This window comes from Microbacterium sp. NPDC057944 (assembly GCF_042887445.1).
Lineage (GTDB): Bacteria > Actinomycetota > Actinomycetes > Actinomycetales > Microbacteriaceae > Microbacterium > Microbacterium natoriense.
Window position 1 is genome coordinate 1,362,532 of sequence record NZ_JBHVPJ010000001.1, and the last position, 19,618, is coordinate 1,382,149.

At 70.9% G+C, this 19,618-nt stretch carries 20 protein-coding genes; 12 read left to right on the forward strand and 8 right to left on the reverse strand.

All coding sequences use genetic code 11. From position 1 onward, the window contains the following. The first annotated feature begins 7 nt into the window (after window positions 1-7). Window positions 8-769: an SDR family NAD(P)-dependent oxidoreductase gene (locus tag ACFVRO_RS06205; protein ID WP_386950397.1), complete on the forward strand. Its 762-nt coding sequence runs from the start codon at window positions 8-10 to the stop codon at window positions 767-769. Window positions 770-865: 96 nt separating this feature from the next. Then, entirely contained in the window at window positions 866-1,696 is an 831-nt protein-coding gene (locus tag ACFVRO_RS06210; RefSeq protein ID WP_341941138.1) for an NAD(P)-dependent oxidoreductase, read from the forward strand. 24 nt (window positions 1,697-1,720) lie between these two features. Here ACFVRO_RS06210 and ACFVRO_RS06215 read toward each other — a convergent pair whose 3' ends face one another. The 3 genes from ACFVRO_RS06215 to ACFVRO_RS06225 are packed head-to-tail and all read right to left on the reverse strand — an operon-like array spanning window position 1,721 to window position 3,738. Further along, window positions 1,721-2,470: a sulfite exporter TauE/SafE family protein gene (locus ACFVRO_RS06215; protein ID WP_386950400.1), complete on the reverse strand. Its 750-nt coding sequence runs from the start codon at window positions 2,468-2,470 to the stop codon at window positions 1,721-1,723. Next, complete coding sequence (locus ACFVRO_RS06220) at window positions 2,467-3,168, reverse strand: ankyrin repeat domain-containing protein (protein ID WP_386950403.1); 702 nt, start codon at window positions 3,166-3,168, stop codon at window positions 2,467-2,469. The genes ACFVRO_RS06215 and ACFVRO_RS06220 overlap by 4 nt, the downstream gene beginning before the upstream one ends. Before the next feature lie 30 nt (window positions 3,169-3,198). Further along, window positions 3,199-3,738, reverse strand: coding sequence for a ribosomal protein L7/L12 (locus ACFVRO_RS06225; protein WP_386950406.1), 540 nt, complete (start codon window positions 3,736-3,738; stop codon window positions 3,199-3,201). Window positions 3,739-3,809: 71 nt separating this feature from the next. On the opposite strand from ACFVRO_RS06225, the gene rlmN reads away from it, so the two are divergent. Further along, complete coding sequence (rlmN, locus tag ACFVRO_RS06230; RefSeq protein ID WP_386950409.1) at window positions 3,810-5,090, forward strand: 23S rRNA (adenine(2503)-C(2))-methyltransferase RlmN; 1,281 nt, start codon at window positions 3,810-3,812, stop codon at window positions 5,088-5,090. A gap of 254 nt (window positions 5,091-5,344) precedes the next feature. Here rlmN and ACFVRO_RS06235 read toward each other — a convergent pair whose 3' ends face one another. Continuing rightward, entirely contained in the window at window positions 5,345-5,980 is a 636-nt protein-coding gene (locus ACFVRO_RS06235) for an NAD(P)H-dependent oxidoreductase (protein ID WP_386950412.1), read from the reverse strand. A gap of 64 nt (window positions 5,981-6,044) precedes the next feature. On the opposite strand from ACFVRO_RS06235, the gene ACFVRO_RS06240 reads away from it, so the two are divergent. After that, window positions 6,045-6,614 (forward strand): TetR/AcrR family transcriptional regulator, encoded by a 570-nt coding sequence (locus tag ACFVRO_RS06240; protein ID WP_386950415.1) that lies wholly within the window; start codon window positions 6,045-6,047, stop codon window positions 6,612-6,614. Between the two features lie 905 nt (window positions 6,615-7,519). On the opposite strand, the gene ACFVRO_RS06245 is transcribed toward ACFVRO_RS06240, so the two are convergent. Next, window positions 7,520-8,431 carry a LysR family transcriptional regulator gene (locus ACFVRO_RS06245; protein WP_386950417.1) on the reverse strand — a complete coding sequence of 304 codons (912 nt, stop codon included), beginning with the start codon at window positions 8,429-8,431 and terminating at the stop codon, window positions 7,520-7,522. A 52-nt stretch (window positions 8,432-8,483) separates the two neighbouring features. On the opposite strand from ACFVRO_RS06245, the gene ACFVRO_RS06250 reads away from it, so the two are divergent. From ACFVRO_RS06250 to ACFVRO_RS06260, 3 genes are read left to right on the forward strand one after another with little or no spacing between them, the layout of a single operon-like run. Then, a complete protein-coding gene (locus tag ACFVRO_RS06250) occupies window positions 8,484-9,257 on the forward strand; it encodes a 3-hydroxybutyrate dehydrogenase (protein ID WP_386950420.1) in 774 nt (257 codons plus the stop codon). After that, window positions 9,254-10,090 (forward strand): alpha/beta fold hydrolase, encoded by an 837-nt coding sequence (locus tag ACFVRO_RS06255; RefSeq protein WP_386950422.1) that lies wholly within the window; start codon window positions 9,254-9,256, stop codon window positions 10,088-10,090. The genes ACFVRO_RS06250 and ACFVRO_RS06255 overlap by 4 nt, the downstream gene beginning before the upstream one ends. A 28-nt stretch (window positions 10,091-10,118) precedes the next feature. Further along, a complete protein-coding gene (locus ACFVRO_RS06260; RefSeq protein WP_386950425.1) occupies window positions 10,119-11,168 on the forward strand; it encodes an alpha/beta fold hydrolase in 1,050 nt (349 codons plus the stop codon). Window positions 11,169-11,421: 253 nt separating this feature from the next. On the opposite strand, the gene ACFVRO_RS06265 is transcribed toward ACFVRO_RS06260, so the two are convergent. After that, a complete protein-coding gene (locus ACFVRO_RS06265; protein WP_386950429.1) occupies window positions 11,422-11,904 on the reverse strand; it encodes a SixA phosphatase family protein in 483 nt (160 codons plus the stop codon). Between the two features lie 104 nt (window positions 11,905-12,008). On the opposite strand from ACFVRO_RS06265, the gene ACFVRO_RS06270 reads away from it, so the two are divergent. Continuing rightward, window positions 12,009-13,745 carry a DUF4407 domain-containing protein gene (locus tag ACFVRO_RS06270; RefSeq protein WP_386950431.1) on the forward strand — a complete coding sequence of 579 codons (1,737 nt, stop codon included), beginning with the start codon at window positions 12,009-12,011 and terminating at the stop codon, window positions 13,743-13,745. 140 nt (window positions 13,746-13,885) lie between these two features. On the opposite strand, the gene ACFVRO_RS06275 is transcribed toward ACFVRO_RS06270, so the two are convergent. After that, the gene (locus ACFVRO_RS06275; RefSeq protein ID WP_146114303.1) at window positions 13,886-14,173 is read right to left on the reverse strand and encodes a hypothetical protein; all 288 of its coding nucleotides are present in this window, start codon (window positions 14,171-14,173) and stop codon (window positions 13,886-13,888) included. 19 nt (window positions 14,174-14,192) lie between these two features. Between ACFVRO_RS06275 and ACFVRO_RS06280 the strand changes: the two genes are divergently transcribed. The 4 genes from ACFVRO_RS06280 (at window position 14,193) to ACFVRO_RS06295 (ending at window position 19,001) form a co-directional block, all read left to right on the forward strand. Next, a complete protein-coding gene (locus tag ACFVRO_RS06280) occupies window positions 14,193-15,671 on the forward strand; it encodes a PLP-dependent aminotransferase family protein (RefSeq protein WP_386950434.1) in 1,479 nt (492 codons plus the stop codon). 67 nt (window positions 15,672-15,738) lie between these two features. After that, a complete protein-coding gene (locus ACFVRO_RS06285) occupies window positions 15,739-16,752 on the forward strand; it encodes an aldo/keto reductase family protein (RefSeq protein ID WP_386950435.1) in 1,014 nt (337 codons plus the stop codon). 14 nt (window positions 16,753-16,766) lie between these two features. Further along, window positions 16,767-18,398 carry a LuxR C-terminal-related transcriptional regulator gene (locus ACFVRO_RS06290; protein ID WP_386950438.1) on the forward strand — a complete coding sequence of 544 codons (1,632 nt, stop codon included), beginning with the start codon at window positions 16,767-16,769 and terminating at the stop codon, window positions 18,396-18,398. A 72-nt stretch (window positions 18,399-18,470) separates the two neighbouring features. Continuing rightward, window positions 18,471-19,001, forward strand: coding sequence for a hypothetical protein (locus ACFVRO_RS06295; RefSeq protein ID WP_386950441.1), 531 nt, complete (start codon window positions 18,471-18,473; stop codon window positions 18,999-19,001). Window positions 19,002-19,016: 15 nt separating this feature from the next. On the opposite strand, the gene ACFVRO_RS06300 is transcribed toward ACFVRO_RS06295, so the two are convergent. After that, window positions 19,017-19,523: a glycine cleavage system protein R gene (locus ACFVRO_RS06300; protein WP_386950444.1), complete on the reverse strand. Its 507-nt coding sequence runs from the start codon at window positions 19,521-19,523 to the stop codon at window positions 19,017-19,019. Window positions 19,524-19,618: the final 95 nt, after the last annotated feature.

Here is a 19,618-nt window from a genome sequence, read left to right on the forward strand (position 1 = left end):
ACTCCAGATGCAGATCACCGGACAGGGCGCGCTCATCACGGGCGGAGCCTCGGGTCTCGGCCTCGCGACGGCACGGCGCCTCGCCGCGGCCGGCGCCCACGTCACCATCGTCGACCTCGCCTCCTCGAAGGGCGCGGAGCTGGCGGAGGAGCTCGGCGGGCTGTTCGTCGCGGCCGACGTCACGAGCGCCGATGAGGTGCAGGCCGCTGTCGCCGCCGCACAGGCCGCTGCGCCGCTCCGCATCGTCGTGAACTGCGCGGGCATCGCGCCGCCGGCCAAGGTGCTCGATCGCGAGGGCAACCCCGCCGTCCTCGCCGACTTCGAACGGGTCGTCCGCATTAACCTCGTCGGCACGTTCAACGTGCTGTCGCAGGCATCCGCGGTCATCGCGAAGAACGAGCCCACCGAGTCCGGAGACCGCGGCGTCATCATCAACACCGCGAGCGTCGCCGCGTTCGACGGCCAGATCGGCCAGCCCGCCTACTCGGCGTCGAAGGGCGGCGTCCACGCGATGACCATCCCGGTCGCCCGCGAGCTCGCCCGCTACGGCATCCGCGTCTGCACCATCGCCCCCGGGATCATGGAGACCCCCATGCTGATGGGGCTGCCGCAGGCCGCGCAGGACTCGCTCGGCCAGCAGGTGCCGTTCCCCTCGCGGCTGGGCCGCCCCGACGAGTACGCCGCCCTCGCGCAGCAGATCATCGAGAACGGCTACCTCAACGGCGAGACGATCCGCCTCGACGGCGCGATCCGGATGGCGCCGAAGTAAACACCCGGGGAAGAGTCGTTCCGGTCGCAAACCTGGTCGACTTTCCTTCGGATTCTCGACCAGGTTTGCGACCGGAATCAGGAACTGAGGAGAGACATGAGCACACTGGCAGGAAAGACCATCCTGATGTCGGGCGGCAGCCGCGGTATCGGGCTCGCCATCGCGCTGAAGGCCGCGGCGGACGGCGCGAACATCGCGATGCTCGCGAAGACCGACACGCCGCACCCGAAGCTCGAGGGCACCGTGCACACGGCGGCGGAGCAGATCCGCGCCGCGGGCGGCCAGGCGCTGCCGATCGTCGGCGACGTGCGCGACGACGACGACATCACCGAGGCGGTGCTGAAGACGCAGGGCGAGTTCGGCGGCATCGACATCGTCATCAACAACGCCAGCGTGATCGACCTGTCGCGCTCGCTCGACCTGAGCGCCAAGAAGTACGACCTCATGCAGGACGTCAACGTGCGCGGCACGTTCATGCTGTCCCGTGCGGCGGTGCCCGTCCTGAAGGATGCCGCGAACCCCCACATCCTCTCCCTCTCGCCGCCCCTGAACCCGACGCCCAAGTGGCTCGGCGCGCACACCGGCTACACGCTCGCGAAGTTCGGCATGACGATGGTCACGCTCGGACTGGCCGCGGAGTTCGCCCGCGACGGCATCGCCGCGAACACGCTGTGGCCGCGCACGACCATCGCCACCGCCGCGGTGCAGAACCTGCTCGGCGGCGACAAGGTCATGGCCGCCAGCCGCACGGCCGACATCTACGCGGATGCCGCGTACGCGGTGCTGCTCAAGCCCGCGGCCGAGTACACCGGACAGACGCTCGTGGTCGAAGACGTGCTGGAGGCGGAGGGCATCACCGACTTCTCGGGCTACGCCGCGGTCCCGGGCACCCCGGACGACCGTCTGTTCCCCGACATCTTCCTCTGAGCCTCGCGCGCTCGCGCGGACGCGTTAGAACAGCAGGTACACGGAGCCGACGACAGTCAGGGCGATCACGAGGCGGTCGAACAGCGCCTGCGGAATGCGCCGCGCGATGCGGAGTCCGACCAGCGCGCCGACCACGACCAGCGGCGCGAGGATCAGGTCCATCAGCAGCACGGATGGCGTGAAGAGTCCGAGACCCGCGAGGAACGGCACCTTCACGAGGTTCACGATCGCGAAGAACCACGCCGAGGTGCCGAGGAACACCTGCACCTGGGTGCGCGTGGCCAGGAAGTACATCGACATCACCGGGCCGCCCGCGTTCGCGACCATCGTCGTGAAGCCGCCGAGCGCGCCGTAGGTCGACGAGAGCAGGATGCCGCTGCCCGGGGCGGCAACGGCATCCCGGCGATCCTCCCGCCGACGTCGCCACAGCGTGATCGCGATCATGAGCAGCAGGAACACTCCGACGGCCCTGCGCACGAGGCCGTCGCCGGCCAGCGCGAGGAACGCGAAGCCGACGAGGAGGCCGGCGATCACCGCGGGGGCGAGGCGCAGCAGCGTCGGCCAGTGCGCGTGCCGGCGGTAGGCGATCAGCGCGAAGACGTCGCCGACGATGAAGAGCAGCAGCATCGCCGCCGTGGATGTGCGTGCGGGCAGCACCGCGGCGAACAGCACGACGGCCAGGGTGGAGCCGCCGGGGATCGCCGCCTTCGAGAGGCCGGTGATGACCGCGGCGAGACCGAGCGCGGCCCAGGCCCACGCGCTGAGGTCGGTCACCGGTCGATCTCGGCGACGATCGCGTCGTAGCCGCGGGAGGCGGCGAGGTCGCGGGGGAGCACGCCGTCGCCGTCGCGGATCGACACGTCGGCGCCGCCGTCGATGAGCGCCCGCACGACCTCGGCGTAGCGCGCAGAGCCGTCGCCGAGCACGATCGCCTCGTGCAGCGCCGTCCAGTTCAGGTCGTTGACGTGGTTCGGGTCGACCCCCGCGTCGAGCAGGATCTCGACGGTGCGGAGCAGCCCGCGCTCGGACGCGGGGATGAGCGCCGTGCCGCCGAAGCGGTTGGTGCTCCCCAGGTCGGCGCCGTTCTCCAGGGTCAGCTGCAGGATCTCGTCGTGTCCGCGGGCGCCGGCGTAGAGGTAGGCGGAGTCCTGGATGTCGTCTGCGGCGTTCACGTCGGCGCCGGCGTCGATGAGAGCACGGGCGGCCTCCAAGTGGTTCTTCTTGGTCGCCGCGACGAGCGCGGTCATGCCGCCGTCGCCGCGGGCCTCGATCTCGGCTCCCGCATCGAGGGCGGCCTGCACGGCGTCGGCATCCCCCGCGGAGGCGGCGGCGAGGAGGTCGTGGGTGGCGGCGGTCATGGAGGATCCTTCAGCGTGCGTCGTGGACGGCGGAGCGGATGCCGTGCACGCCGTCGCGCCGAGCAGTGTCACCGCGGCGATCGTGAACGCCTGCAGCATCCGTCCGGTTCTCATGCTTCTGGTATACCAAATGAAGCTGAGGTGTTACCGTCCGGGAGTCCACGCCTCGATCGTGTCCTTGGCCTCCTTGAGGCCGATCCCGGTGTGATCGCGGAGAGCCTTGATCGCGGTGATCTTCGCGCCCTCGGCGACGAGTCTGTCGATGTCCGCCGCGACCGGCGCGGGCAGAGAGGCGCGGATCGACGATGGGGTGATCGAGGTGCGGGCCGCGTTCGCGTGCGAGACGGCGGCGGCGTGCGGCGCGGTGGTGCTGATCGACCAGTGGTCGATGCGGTCCTTCGCCTCCTTCAGACCGACGCCGGTGCTCTGGCGGTAGAGCTTGATCGCCTGGATCTTCTGGTCGGACGCGACGAGGCGGTCGATATCCGCCACGACGCGCGGAGTGAGGCCCGACGTCGGGCTCATCGACGAGGTCGCGGGGGCCGTGCGCGCCGTGGTCGGCGAGGGGCGGTACACCTGCGCGTCCGGCTCCTTCGGGCGCATGCCGCGCAGGGCGGCGGCGACGATGACGATGCCCACCACGACGACGGCCGCGACGACGATGACGACGATGATGGAGTCCACGGGCTCAGTCTATGCAGGCGAGTCTCGCGGCCCCAGGGCCTTCCCACCCGCCACCGCGTACCCTTGAGTCCATGACCGATACTCCCCGCACGCGCCAGACGCGACCGGCATCCGCGTCCCCGCAGGGAGGCATCCGAGAGACGAAGGCTCCGCAGGTGCGCCCCGCGACCGAGGGCTGGACCCAGCAGAAGGATGCCGAGGGGCGTCCGCTGCTGCAGTTCGCGAGCCCCAAGCGCGGCAAGCCGCCGGTGCACCTCGCCGACCTCACACCCGAGGAGCGCGTCGAGAAGGTCAAGGAGCTGGGGCTTCCCGGCTTCCGCGCGAAGCAGCTGGCGACCCACTACTTCCGCCACTACACCTCGGATGCCGACCAGATGACCGACCTGCCCGCCGGCATCCGCGGCGACCTCGTCGCGGGCATGCTGCCGCCGCTGCTCACCGAGGTGCGCCGCCTGGAGACCGACCGCGGCGACACGATCAAGTTCCTGTGGCGCCTGCACGACGGTGCGCTCGTCGAGTCGGTGCTCATGCGCTACCCGGGCCGCATCACGCTGTGCGTGTCGAGCCAGGCCGGATGCGGCATGAACTGCCCGTTCTGCGCCACCGGTCAGGCCGGCCTCACGCGCAACATGTCGACCGCCGAGATCATCGAGCAGATCGTGCGCGCCAACCGTCTGATCGCCGAGGGCGGCCTCGGCGGCAAGAAGGCCGACGACCACTCCATGGAGCGCGTCTCGAACATCGTCTTCATGGGCATGGGGGAGCCGCTCGCGAACTACAAGCGGGTGATGGACGCCGTGCGCATCATGGTCGCGCCGCAGCCCGACGGGCTCGGCATGAGCGCCCGCGGCATCACGGTCTCGACGGTCGGACTCGTGCCGGCGATCAAGAAGCTCGCCGACGAGGGCATCCCTGTGACGTTCGCGCTCTCGCTGCACGCGCCCGACGATCACCTGCGCGACGAGCTCATCCCGGTGAACTCCCGCTGGAAGGTCGACGAGGCGCTCGACGCCGCCTATGAGTACTACGCCAAGACCGGTCGTCGCGTCTCGATCGAGTACGCGCTCATCAAGGACATGAACGACCACGCGTGGCGTGCCGACCTGCTGGCCGACAAGCTCAACGAGCGCGGTCGCGGCTGGGTGCATGTCAACCCGATCCCGCTGAACCCGACGCCCGGTTCGATCTGGACGTCGTCCGAGCCCTCGGTGCAGAACGAGTTCGTGCGGCGACTCAACGACGCCGGCATCCCGACGACCCTCCGCGACACCCGCGGCAAGGAGATCGACGGCGCCTGCGGTCAGCTCGTCGCGACCACGGAAGACGAGGCCGCGTCGGCCGCGATGGCCTGAGCCACACGGCATCCTTCCCCGTTCGTCCTCCCCGTTCGTCGACGTCGCATGCAATCGGCGAGTGCACGGCTCGTGTGCGTCAGGATGCCGTGCGGTCGGCGAGTTCGCGTGAACTCGGCGCCGGCCTCGTCGTCTCGCCGGCGAGAGGTTCACAACTCCTCAAGAAATGGGCCGGACCCTCGCGGATCCGGCCCATTCTGCGCGCGCATGGCAGAAATGTGAGGAGTTGTGAACCTCTGAGCGTCGTGTCGACGTCAGGATGCCGTGCTCTCGGCCAGTGCGGGTGGCGTCATCGCCGGGATCGTGCCGTGGACCCGCGCCGATGTGCGGGCGCCGTCGCGGCGGCCGAGTGCTGAGGCCCGGTCGAGCCAGGCGGAGATGCGGGCGGGTGTCGCGTCCTTGACCCCGAGCATCCGGTGCGTCCGCACCGAGCGGATGCCGCAGAACCGCATCGTGCCGCGGGCGACGTGGGTCTGCGCGGGGAGCCCGGTGAACGGTGCGAGGTACCACGGGGTGTCCGCGAGGAGGAACAGCCGCCCGGACGAGGCGTCGAGCAGCCCCTCCGGCAAGCCGAGCCGCGTGTAGCGGTACTCCTGCTGGGGCAGCAGCGCGCGGTCGAAGAAGCCCTTGAGGACCGCGGGGACGGACCCCCACCACAGCGGGGTGAACACCACGATCGTCTCCGCCTCGTGCAGCGCCTGCTTGGCGTCGACGAGATCGGGCTCGAGGGTCATGCGCTCCCGGTATCCGTAGCGCAGCGACGGGTCGAAGTCGAGGTCGCGCAGCGCGAGCACGCGGGCGTCTCCGTGGGCGGCGGCGTAGCGGCGGGCGAGTTCGGCCGTGAGGGATCGGGCGTCGGGGTGGCCGTCGATGACGAGTGCGGTGGACATCGCGTCTCCTATCTGGACAGTGTCAACTTGCTGGACAGTGTCAAGATACGAGAGGATGTTGCTCGTGTCAAGTTCTCGGTCCGGCTATCACCACGGCGATCTCGCCCATGCGCTGGAGAGCGCCGCGATGCAGCTGCTCGCCGAGAAGCCGGCGCAGGAGATCAGCCTCCGCGAGGTCGCCCGTGCCGCGGACGTGAGCCACAACGCGCCGTACCACCACTTCGCCGACCGGCGAGGACTGCTGAAGGTGCTCGCCGAGCGCAGCATGGCCGAGCTCGTCGACTCCGTCCGCTCCGCCGTCGCCGGCGCTCCGGATCCGGTCGCCGCGCTGATCGCCGGGGGCTCCGCGTACCTGCGCTTCGCCGTGGAGCATCCGCACGGCTTCGACGTCGTCTACGACCCCACCGTCTGCATCCCGGGAGAGCCCAGCGCGACGATGGGCCCGCTGATCGTCGAGCTCGAACAGCTCCTCGGGGCGGCATCCATCGCCGCCGGCCTCGCGGATGCCGAAGACGTCCTCGGCATCTGGGGTCTCGTGCACGGACTCGGCACCCTCTGCGCCGCGGGTCACTTCCCCCTGGACGCGGCGCTCGCCGCCTGCGCCGCCAGCATCCATCGCATGCTCCCCGCCTGACCCGGCTCCCGGGCCCGCGCGTCGCGCGTCGCGCGCGTCGTGCGTCGTGCGTCGACTTCGCGTGCACTCGCCGAACGCACGGGTAGTCGGCGTGGAGTTCCCGTGCATTCGGCGGGTTCCCGTGCGTTCGGTGCTGCTTGGTGGGGTTGCGGGCTCAGCTCGGTGCCTCGGTGCCTCGGTGCCGCGGTGCCTCGGTGCCTCGGTGCCGCGTCTTTCGCGTCGACTTCGCGTGCACTCGCCGAACGCACGGGTAGTCGGCGTGGACTTCCCGTGCACTCGGCGGGATGCCGTGCACTCGGTGCTGCTTGGCGGGGTTGCGGGCTCAGCTCGGTGCCTCGGTGCCTCGGTGCCGCGTCTTTCGCGTCGACTTCGCGTGCAGTCGGCGAGTGCACGGGTTGTCGACGTGGAGTTCCCGTGCATTCGGCGGGATGCCGTGCGCTCGGTGCTGCTTGGTGGGGTTGCGGGCTCAGCTCGGTGCCTCGGTGCCTCGGTGCCGCGTCTCTTGTGTCGACTTCGCGTGCACGGGGTGTCGACGTGAGGTTCCCGTGCATTCGGAGGGATGCCGTGCGCTCGGTGCCGGTCGGTGGGGTTGCGGCTCCGGGGGTCGTGGTGTCGTGCGTCGACTTCGTGTGCTGTCGGCGAGTGCACGGGTTGTCGGCGTGGAGTTCCCGTGCATTCGGAGGGATGCCGTGCGCTCGGTGCCGGTCGGTGGGGTTGCGGGGTGCCTCGGTGCCTCCGTGCCTCGTTGCCGCGTCTTTCGCGTCGACTTCGCGTGCACTCGCCGAACGCACGGGCTTTCGGCGTGGAGTTCCCGTGCACTCGGCGGGATGCCGTGCACTCGACGACTCGACGACTCTGCGACGGCGCCCGGCGGCGGCGCCGGGAGGCGGCGGGAGGCGCGGGGGTCAGGCCTCGCCGACCAGCACGCCCCGCACGTCGTCGAGGCGCTCGTGCAGGGCCTCCAGGAAGGCGGCGACGGAGCGCTGCTGCAGGGCGTCGGGCCGCGTGACGAGCCAGTAGGGCAGGCGCTGCTCGATCCGCTCCGGCAGCACGCGCACGAGATCGTCGTGCTGATCGGCCAGGAAGACCGGCAGCAGTCCGAACCCGGCTCCGCCCCTGGTCGCATCGACGTGCACGTACACGTTGGTGCTGGCGACGGCATCCGTCATGCCGGGGACGACGCGGCGGGCGTCGTCGAGCGAGTCGACGTGCAGCATCGACTCGATGAAGTACACGAGAGGCTGGCCGACGAGGTCGTCGGGGGAGGTGGGCGTCGGATGCCGGCGGAGGAAGTCCCTGCTCGCGTAGAGGCCGAGCGCGTAGTCGGCGAGGTGCACGGCCTTGGCTCTGTGCACCTGGGGTCGCCCGACCACGACCTCCAAGTCAGCGGCGCCGCGCTGCTGCGAGGCCTGACGGGTGCCCGTGACGATCTCCAGGGCGATGCCCGGATGCCGCTGCTGCAGCGCCGCCATCGCCGGGGCTGCGACGAAGCCGCTGAAGCCGTCGGTCGCCGAGAGACGGATGAGGCCCTCGATGCGATCACCGCCGCCGTCGTCGAGCCCGCCCAGCGCCTGCTCCACGGCCTCGGCCGCAGCGAGCGCGCGGGTCCCGAGCGGCGTGACCTCCCAGCTGCCGCCGTCGCGCGAGAGCACGCGGCCGCCCAGTTGCGCCTCGAGTGCGGCGATGCGGCGGGCGATCGTGGTGTGGTTGAGTCCGAGGCGCTGACCGGCGGTGGTGAACCGTCCGCTGCGCGCGACGGCGAGGAGCACGAGGAGGTCGTCAGCACTCAGCGGCGGTGCAGGGAAATGCGCCATCATCTGTGCAGTTTTGCACATTCGCTTGCCGCGAGCACTGAACTACTCTGCACATGTGACGAAGAAGCTGGGGACCGCGCACGGCACCGATCTGGGTGGGAGGACCGCGCTCGTGACGGGGGCTGCGAGCGGGATCGGTGCCGCGTGCGCGACGGCCCTGGCGGAAGCGGGAGCCCGGGTGATCATCGTCGACCGAGATGCCGAGGGCGCCGCAGCGGTCGCCGCGGAGATCGGGGGAGAGCCGCTCGCGCTCGACCTCGGCGACCTCGACGGACTCGCCGCGCGGTCGTTCGACGCCGACATTCTCGTCAACAACGCCGGCATCCAGACCGTCGCCCCGATCGTGGACTTCGATCCGGCGACGTTCCGCCGGATGCTCGACATCATGGTCACCGCGCCCTTCCTCCTCACCCGCGCGGTGCTCCCCGGCATGTACGAGCGCGGCTGGGGCCGCATCGTCAACATCAGCTCGGTGCACGGCATCCGAGCCTCCGCGTTCAAGTCGGCGTACGTCACCGCGAAGCACGCGCTGGAGGGGCTGTCCAAGGTCACCGCCCTCGAGGGGGCCGAGCACGGGGTGACCAGCAACTGCATCAACCCCGGCTACGTGCGCACCCCTCTCGTCGAGACGCAGATCGCCGACCAGGCGAGGGCGCACGGCATCCCCGAGTCCGAGGTCATCGAGAAGGTGATGCTCGTCGAGTCCGCGATCAAGCGCCTGCTGGAGCCCGACGAGGTCGCCGACCTCGCGCTGTGGCTGTGCGGTGCGACGTCGACGTCGGTCACCGGTTCGTCGTACGTGATGGACGGCGGATGGAGCGCGCGATGAGCGGACTCGCGACCACGTCGTACGGGCGCACGACCGACGAGCGGGCGATGCTGGCCGTGCACGGCATCACCGCGAACGGCCGCTCCTGGGGAGCCGTCGCGGCGCACCTCGACGAGCACCCCCTCCTCGCTCCCGACCTGCGAGGGCGCGGACGCAGCAACCGACTGCCAGGGTCCTACGGCCTGCGCCGGCACGCCGACGACCTCGCCGACCTGCTCGATGACGACGGCGGCGAGCCGCGCATCGTCCTCGGGCATTCGATGGGGGCGTTCGTCGTCGTGATGCTCGCCGCACGGCGCCCCGACCTCGTCGAGCGGCTCGTGCTGGTCGACGGAGGGTTCCCGCTCGCGCTCCCGTCCGGTGCGGAGAGCGCCGACGACCTCGACATCGCCGCGCTCCTCGGTCCTGCCGCGCGACGGCTGGAGACGCACTTCGCCGATGCCGACGCCTACCTCGGGTTCTGGCGGCAGCATCCGGCCTTCTCGCGCGACTGGTCCGACATCGTGGAGGACTACGCGCGCTACGACCTCGACGGCACCCGTGCATCGACCGTGGCCGCCGCCATGATCGAGGACGGCGCGGAGCTCTACGGGCCCGCGTGGTACGTCGAGGCGCTCCGATCGTTGCGGATGCCGGTCACGGTGCTGCGGGCTCCGCGCGGTCTGACCGACGCCGAACCGCTGTACGCCCCCGGTGCTCTCGAGGGCTTCCGTGCTCTCGTGCCGCAGCTGGATGTCGTCGAGATCGACGACGTGAACCACTACACGATCCTGTTCGCCGACCGCGGGGCCTCCCGCGTCGCGGCATCCGCCCTGGCCGCGCGACCCGCCTGAGCCGAAGACCACAGACGAAGGAGTCGACATGAGCACTGCATTCGAGGGCATCACGGCCCACCGCGTCGAGACCCCGCGCTACGTCGCGAACGTTCTCGAACGGCCGGGCGAGGGGCCCGTGGTCGTCTTCGTGCACGGCAACGTGTCATCGGCCGCGTTCTACCAGCCGACCATGCTCGCCCTCCCCGACGGGGTGCGCGCCCTGGCGATCGACCTGCGCGGGTTCGGCGACAGCGAGACCAAGCCGGTCGATGCGACCCGCGGGCTGCGGGACTTCTCCGACGACGTGCTCTCGGTGCTCGACGCCCTCGGGCTCGACGCCGTGCATCTCGTCGGCTGGAGCATGGGCGGCGGAGTCGTGATGCAGGCCGCGCTGGACGCCCCTGAGCGCGTGCTGTCGCTCACCCTGGAGGCCCCGGTGTCGCCCTACGGCTTCGGAGGCACGCACGGTCCTGACGGCATCCGCAACGACGCCGACGGCGCCGGCACCGGCGGCGGGGGCGCCAACCCCGACTTCGTGGCCCGGCTGGAGGCGGGCGACACGAGCGCAGACGAGCAGACCTCGCCGCGCACGGTCTACCGCACCGCGTACGTCGCGAAGCCCGAGCAGCAGGAGGCCCATGAAGACGCCTGGGTCGCCTCGATGCTCACCACCAGGACGGGCATCGACAACTACCCCGGGGATGCCGCGGCATCCGAGAACTGGCCCGGCTTCGCCGCCGGCACCCGCGGCGTGCTCAACACGATGGCGCCGCAGCACTTCGACGCGTCGGGCATCGTCGACCTCGCGGTGAAGCCATCGATCCTGTGGATCCACGGCGACAAGGATGCGATCGTCTCGGACGCCTCGTTCTTCGACCTCAACCAGCTCGGCCTGCTCGGGGTGATCCCGGGCTGGCCCGGCGTCGACATCGCCCCGCCGCAGCCCATGATCACGCAGACCAGGGCCGTGCTCGACCGGTACGCGAGTGCGGGCGGCGTCTACCGCGAGGTGGCGCTGGCGGATGCCGGTCACGCCCCGCATCTCGACGAGCCCGAGGTCTTCGTCGCGGAGCTCGTGCGCCACATCGGCGTGTGACGGGCACGGGCGTTCTTGCGCGTCGACTTCCCGTGATGTCGACGAGTGCACGGCCTGTCGACGTGTGCACGGTCTGTCGACGAGTGCACGGCCTGTCGACGTGTGCACGGTCTGTCGACGAGTGCACGGCCTGTCGACGTGTGCACGGCCTGTCGACGAGTGCACGGCCTGTCGACGTGAACGTCCTGTGCGTTCGGCGGGATCCCGTGCACTCGCGGGGCGTCGTGGCGCGGGACGTCGGGGCGCGGCGGGGCTAGTCGCCGTCGCGAGGGGTGCGCAGGCGCAGCAGGCGACCTGAGCCCTCGACGAGCTCGGCCCAGGTGTCGACGTCGACGGCGCACTCCGCGACGGCGCACGTCGGAAGCTCCGCCCAGTCGCCCGTGAGCTCCGCGACCGCGTCGCTCATGCCGGGGTTGTGCCCGACGAGCATCGCGACGCTGCTCTCCTCGGGCAGCGCGGACGCGATCGCGAGGATCGAGCGGACGGACGCCGCGTACAGCAGCGGCTCCTCGATGATGTCGAGTCCGAAGGCCGCGGCGTACTCGGCGGCGGTGCTCCGTGCGCGCACGGCGCTGCTCGACACGACGCGGTCGAGCAGGATGCCCTCGTCGACCAGCCGCCGCGCCATGACGGGCGCGTCGCGGCGACCGCGGGAGTTCAGCGGACGATCGTGATCGGACAGACCGGGAACGCCCCAGTCGGACTTCGCGTGGCGGGCGAGCAGCAGCGTCTTCACGCGTCCAGCCTGGCACCGTCGCGGCCCTGGCGCACTCCCAACCTGAGAGCGCCTCGCAGGTATCGTCCGGGCGATGCACAGGCGGAGTTTCCTACTCTCGAAGGATGGCTTACTCTGCGCATCGCCCCGGGCAGATGGACTCCCAGGGGCGGATCTCGTTCGAGTCCGACGCCCCGGGGGGCTCGGTCACCGACGAGGACCTCGACTTCCTCCGGGCGTTCGAGCCGTCCGGCGGCGGTGCGTCGAGCGACGCCGCAGACACGGCGACGAACCCGACGGCCGTCATCGATCCGGCAGACGCGGAGCCTGCGCGCGACCCGGATGCCGCGGCATCCGCTCCTCGGGAGAAGACGCCGAGGGCCCCGCGGCCGAAGCGCGAGAAGAAGCCGCGCGTGCCCGGATCGCGCATGCGCACGCTCGCGATCCTCGGCGGCGCCGAAGGGGAGATCCTCGACCGGGTGCCCGGTGAGACCCCGCGGTTCGTGCAGATGTTCTTCGTGCTCGCCGGCACCGCCCTGGTCTCGGCGATCTCGATGCTCTTCGCGCTGACCACGGGTGTGCAGGCGGCGATCTGGCTGGCCGTGCCGCTCGCGATCGTGTGGGCGCTCATCATCTTCAACCTCGACCGCTTCCTCACCTCGACGATGGCATCGACGAAGAACGTCTGGCGGCTCATCGGTCTGGCGATCCCGCGAGTGATCATGGCGGCGATCATCGGCTTCGTCGTCGCCGAGCCGCTCGTGCTGCAGATCTTCCACAACGACATCGCCCGCGAGGTCGCATCGACCAACATCACCCAGGCGCAGTCCGATCAGGACGCCCTGGAGTCCGGCCCCGAGAAGAAGGCCCTCGACGCGGCATCCGACCGCCTCGCCGAGCTGCAGAACCAGGCCGCGACGGGCATCGTCGCCGGCACCGATTCCGCGTCGGCGAGCGAGGCCGCCGCGCAGGCGACCGTCGACGACCTCACCGCCAAGATGACCGCGCAGCAGACCGTGATCGATCAGGCGCGTGTGCTGTACCAGTGCGAGCTCACGGGCGAGGGCGCCGGCACCGTGCCCGGCTGCACGGGCGTGAACGGGCAGGGCGCGAGCTCGGATGCCGCGAAGGCCCAGCTCGCCGAGGCCCAGCAGACCTACGACGCCCTCGCCGCGCAGCTGCGCACGGCGAACGACGACCTCGCGACCGCGGGCACCTCGGCCAAGGAGAACACCGCCTCCTCCGAGAAGCAGAACCGCGAGGAGGCCGAGTCGCAGCTCCCGGCCGCGCAGAAGAGCTACGACGCCGCGCTCGCCGCCTACAACACGCGGGCGGATGCCGTGGCCCAGGGCAACGCGGGCGCCATCGGCCTGCTGAGCCAGATCAGCGGGCTGAACCGGCTCAGCGAGAAGGAGCCGACGATCCTGTGGGCGCACTGGCTGATCGCGGCGCTGTTCTTCATGATCGAGCTGCTTCCGGTGCTGGTGAAGGTGCTCACGAGCTACGGCGACCCGACCCTGTACGAGAAGGCCGCGGCGATCCGCAAGCAGGTCGCGCTCGACAAGGTGACGGCGGAGGGCTTCCGCGACCGTGCGGACATCGTGGCCGTGCAGTCCGCGGAGATCGCGACGAGGGCGGATGCCGAGTCCGCGCAGCAGCCGCTGACGCGGGCGGAGCAGCGCCGGGCGGCGCAGGCCGAGACCGAAGGTGCGCGTGCGGCCGAGGCGGCGGATGCGGAGGCGGTGACCGCGCCGGTGGTGGCGCGCGGGGCTGCGACCGCGCCGGTGCTCGAGTCTGAGACTGCCGCGGCGGGCGATCCGGAAGCCGATCCTGCCGCAGAAGCCGCAGCTCGCGTCGGGTGATCCGCTCCGGCGTCGCCTCTCCAGAACTCCGGAGATCCGTCGGCGTGCGTCGCCTCCGGGAGTGCTGCTGCGCACGATTCCGGGAGTCTGCACAGGGCGCGGCACGGGATCTCCGGAGTTCCGGCGCGACGGCGTACCGCCTAGGCGACGAGCGACAGCTCCATCGGCGAGGGCAGCAGGAGCTCGGCGACCGTGACGGAGCCGCGCGTGCGTGCGGCGGCGGAGATCGAGCGGATCAGGGCGACGGTGGACGGCACTCCCGACCAGGGCTCCGCGGTGAGGGCTCGCTCGATCAGGGAGAGAGGATGCTGCAGACCGGGGTCGTGCTGGCGGGAGTCGTCGGCGAGCCAATCGACGAGCTCGGCTATGGTCCAATCGGGGCTGATTGGCGCAAGATCCGAGGATGCGGTGGTCAATGGTGTGCTCATTGGTCCAGAATCGGGGCTCATGAGCATCGATGGCAGGGCCAATGATCGTCCGGTGGACCACCGATCGGCAGATGGACCCCTCGTGCACGCCGGCGACGTCTCCGCCGAGCGCCTGGCGGCGCGGCTGGGGCGCTGGACGCACGGCGAGGGCACTCTCGCCGCACGACTGTCGCAGGCCGTCGCCGCGCTGATCCACGGCGGCGAGCTGCGGCCGGGCGACCGGCTCCCCGCTGAGCGCGCTCTCGCGGCCACGACGTCCGTGTCGAGGGGCACGGTCGTGGCGGCCTACGCGGATCTCGCCGAGGGCGGTCTCGTCGAGCGCCGGCAGGGCAGCGGCACGCGGGTCGCAGGCGCCGCGCCATCCGCTGTCCCTCTGCACCGGCCGGGGCGCGGTGAAGCACTGTTCTCGGCGCTGCCCAACGCGATCGACCTGCTGCGCACGGTGCCGCAGATCCCGGAGCTCGCTGTGCAGCTCATCACCGAGCACACGCCGCGGCTCGAGCTCGCCCTGCTGCCGGAGACCGACCCGGCGGGGCTGGCCGTGCTGCGCGAGCAGATCGCCGACCTCTTCCGCGCGGAGGGGACGCCGACGACGCCGGAGCAGATCCTCGTCACGCACGGGGCGCAGCAGGCCATCAGCCTCGTCGTCAACGCGCTCGTCGGACCGGGCGACGTCGTGCTCGCGGAGGAGATCACCTGGCCGGGCGTCACCGACTCCGTCGGGCTGCGCGGCGGGACGGTGCACGGCATCCCGATGACCGCCGACGGCCTCGACGTCGACGCGCTCGAGGTGGCGATGGCGCGGCTGCGTCCCGCGCTCCTGGCGGTCAACCCGCACCATCAGAACCCTACGGGCACCCGGCTGCCGCAGGCCGCCAGACACCGCGTGGCCGAGCTCGCCGCCCAGTACGGCGTGCCCGTGATCGAGGATCGCGTGGTCGCCGGGATCTCCTTCGACGGCGTCGTGCCGCCGTCATTGGCCGCCGAGCGTCCGGACGCCCCGGTGATCGTCGTGGAGTCGGTGTCGAAGTGGGCGTGGGCGGGTCTGCGCATCGGATGGCTGCGGGCCGACCCCGTGCTCGTGCGGCGGCTGCGGGGCGCCAGGCAGCTCGCCGACCAGTCGACGAGCGTGCCGGCGCAGCTGCTCGCGATGGACCTGCTCGCCCATGCCGACGAGCTGAAGCGGCAGAACAGCAGGATCCACCAGGAGCGCCTCCGGCTGCTGCAGGAACTCATGACGACCCACCTGCCCGACTGGTCGGCCGCTCCGCCCAGGGGAGGCCTCTCGCTGTGGGCGCGGCTACCGGTCGGCTCGGCGGCGGCGCTCGCGAGGGTCGCGGCCACGCACGGCGTCTCCGTCGCGGGTAGCGCGGAGTTCGCGGCATCCGTCTCCCCTGACGATCACATCCGCATCCCCTTCACGGCGCCGGAGGAGGTGCTCGCCGAGGGCATCGCGCGGCTCGGGGCGGCGTGGCGGGAGTACCGCGCGACGCTGTGAGCCGTGCGCGGCGGGGAGCATCGTCGCGACCCGCCCTCGTGTCCCCGGTGGCCGGTAGCGTGGAGACATGGTCAACTATCGCTATCTCGGCAACAGCGGTCTCAAGGTCTCTGAGATCACCTACGGCAACTGGGTCACGCACGCTTCGCAGGTGGGCGACGACGCCGCGGTCAAGACCGTGCACGCCGCTCTGGATGCCGGCATCACCACGTTCGACACCGCCGACACGTACGCCAACACCGCCGCGGAGGTCGTGCTCGGCGACGCGCTCAAGGGCCAGCGCCGCGAGGGGCTGGAGATCTTCACGAAGGTCTACTTCCCGACCGGTCCCAAGGGCCCCAACGACACCGGACTCTCGCGCAAGCACATCATGGAGTCGATCAACGGCTCGCTGAAGCGACTCGGCACCGACTACGTCGACCTGTACCAGGCGCACCGCTACGACCACGAGACGCCGCTGGAGGAGACCTTCCAGGCCTTCGCCGACGTCGTCCGACAGGGCAAGGCGCTCTACATCGGCGTCTCGGAGTGGACGGCCGAGCAGCTGCGCGAGGGCCACGCGCTCGCGAAGCAGCTGGGCGTGCAGCTCATCTCGAACCAGCCGCAGTACTCGATGCTGTGGCGCGTCATCGAGGGCAAGGTCGTGCCGGCCTCCGAAGAGCTCGGCATCTCGCAGATCGTCTGGTCGCCGATGGCGCAGGGCGTGCTCAGCGGCAAGTACCTCCCCGGTCAGCCGGTGCCCCAAGGCTCGCGCGCGACCGACCCGCACAGCGGCGCGCACTTCATCAAGGACCTGCTCCGCGACGACATCCTCGAGGGCGTGCAGCGGCTGAAGCCGATCGCCGCCGAGGCCGGTCTCACGATGCCGCAGCTCGCGATCGCCTGGGTGCTGCAGAACCCGAACATCGCCGCGGCGCTGGTCGGAGCATCCCGCCCGGAGCAGCTCGCCGACACCGTCAAGGCCTCTGGCGTGAAGCTCGACGCCGACACCATGGCCGCGATCGACGTCGCCCTCGGCGACGTCGTGAACCGGGATGCCGAAGACACGTACACCGTGTCGCCGAAGACCCGCCTGGTCTGAGTGCGCCGACGGGCATGGGTTCCGAGGCGCTGTACTGGGAGCTCGCCGCCGCGGCGAGCCGAGGTGACATCGCCCGCGTCCAGGCACTGAGCAGCGACAGTCTGCACCCCGCGCTCGGCCTCGCCTTCACCGGCGGGGCCGAGTTCGTGGTCGGCGACTTCGAGCGCGCGGTGATCACGACAGAGCGCGCCAGGATCTCCTCGGCGGACGCCGGCGCGCTCGTTCAGCTGTTCGCGCTGTCGTTCCGCGTGCTCGCATCGGCGGGCGTCGCCTGGGAGGACCCGACCACCGACGACGGGTTCCCGGAACTGTGGGGCCGCCGCGGAGCTCTGACGGCGATCGACCACAGCATCCTGCCCGTCGCCCGGTTCGCGATGGTCGAGGCCGCTTTCGCGACCGGTCGATTCGAGCAGGCAGCAGAGGTGCTCGGGCCTGTCGACGACGTGCTGCAGGTCGGAGCCGGCATCCGTCCCTTTCCCGCCCTGCTGCTGCAGCCGGCCCGACTGATGATGTTCCGCGGCGATGCCGCCGCGGCGAGGCCGCACCTGGACGCGGCCCTCCGCTGCGCCCAGGATCAGGGCGACGACATCTGGACGCGCTGCGTGAAGGCGGCGACCGTCTTCGCCGCGGTCCAGTGCGGCGAGACCGCCGGCCTCGATGAGGCCGACCGCGAGCTGTTCGATCTGAGCATCGCCCCATCCGGATATCTCGACGCCGCGGCTTTCGCCTTCCTGGCCTACGCGCGGGCCGCCGTCGGTCAGCTGTCGAAAGCCGAGGAGATCCTCCGCGTCGCCGGCGGTCCGCGGTTCGGCTACCTGCAGGTCGCCGACCGCGCCCTGTGCTGCGACATTCTGATCGCAGCCGCCCTCGAACGGGGCGACATCGCCGAGGCCGAGCTGATCGTCGCCGAACTGCTGCCGCTGACCGCTCATCCCGGTGCCCACGTCGTCGTCGAACAGGCGTTCGCGCGCATCGACGCCGCGGGCGGGCGGATGATCGAGGCGGCTGAACGCGCGGCCGTCGCGGCTGCCCGCGCCGTGCTCGCCGGCCGGTATCGCGACGCGGCGAACGTGCGCATGGTGCGCGCCCGTGCTCTCGCCGCGCTCGGTGAGTCCGAGCAGGCCGTGCAGGAGTATCTGTCGACGCTCGCCGGCTCAGGCGACCACGGCGTCGAACGCCTGGCCCTGCGACAGTTGCGTCTGCTGGGCAGACGCCCGAGGCCCGCTCTCGGATCGGGATGGACGGCTCTCAGCCCCCGAGAGCGCGAAGTGGCCGCGCTCGTCGCCGGCGGGCAGAGCAATCGGGTGATCGCGGCGACCCTGTTCGTCTCCGAGCGCACCGTCGAAGGCCACGTGTCACGCATCCTCTCGGCCCTCGGCGTCACGTCCCGCAGCGGGATCCCGGCGCGGATGCTCGGGCATCTCGATGCGGCGTCGCCTCCGGCACAGCAGCTCACGCCGCGCCAGCAGCTGACCGCCGAGCTGGTCGCGACCGGACTCGGGAACATCGAGATCGCCGGGCGTCTCGGCGTGAGCGTCAAGACCGTCGAGAAGAACATCACCGAGATACTGCGGCGGTGGCAGCTGACCTCGCGCACGGGGATCGCGCGGATGATCATCGACGCGCCTGTGCTCTCCGACCTCTGAGCGAGGACGCCTCGGGCTGGCACGGGGTTTCCCTACTCACGCTCGCCAGTATTCCGGTGGAATCATCGAGGCATGAAGCACATGAAGGTTGCAGCCGTCCTGGTCCTCTCGGTGCTTCTGGCGGGTTGCGCCTCGGGGGCGGCGCCGGCCGGAGGCGGAGAAGGGTCCGTCTCCGGCGCCCAGTCCGTCGAATCAGGTGGTGACGACGCTGCAGCCGGCGGTGACTGCGCCGGCGACCTCGATGCCGATCTGAAGCCGTTCAGCAGCGACCTCGTCACCGAGCCGATCCCCGATCACGCCGTGTACGGCGACGGCAGCGAGATCTCCTTCACGACCTCGCTGGGAGCGGATCTCGCGCCGGGCTACGAGCTGCTGAAGTTCGTCGACGGCACCCCGACCAGCTACACGGGCGGCTTCTGGGAAGATGCGGGCGACGGTCGCTACACGCTGAACCTCAACGTGTTCGACAGCGACCTGGACGGGAAGGAAGGCCTGATCGAGGTGACCGCCTTCCCGGAGGGGGTCACCTTCGACGGTGAGCGCTACGAAGGGGACAACGTGGTGCTCGGCATCTACTGCGTCACCTACGCCGTCGCCGACTAGCCCTCGATCCCCGGATCAGGCGACGGTGATGTCGACCTGGATCTCCGAGGCGAGGCGCTCGAGGTCGGCGCGCAGAGCGTCGAGGTCGACGGATGCCGGCACCCGCGCCCGCACCGACGCCTCGAACAGGCGTCCTCCGGCCATCGCGGCATCCCGGGTCTCCGTCGCGAGTTCTTCGATGCTCAGTGCGTGAGCGTTGAGGATCGCCGACACCTCGCGCACGATGCCCGGGCGGTCGTTGCCCAGAACCTGGAGCTCCAGCACGCGGCCGTCGGTGTGAGTGGCATCCGATCCGGTGTGCACGGCCACGGTCAGCAGACCCTTGAGTCCGCGCAGCGCCTGCTCCAGCTCGGCGGAGCGCTCGGCCGCGACCGAGACCTCGATCACACCGGCGAAGGTGCCGGCGAGTTCGGCGAGCTGGCTGTTCTCCCAGTTGCCGTCATGGGCGTCGACCACATCGGCGACGGCGGCGACGAGGCCGGGGCGGTCGGCGCCGGCGACGGTGAGGATCAGAATCGTCATGGCCACAGCGTAGCCGGAGCGGGGCGGCCGGTCAGCGGCTCAGGCGAGGTCGCCGCGGCTCCAGAACTCCGGAGAAGCAGCGGGATTCGGATCCA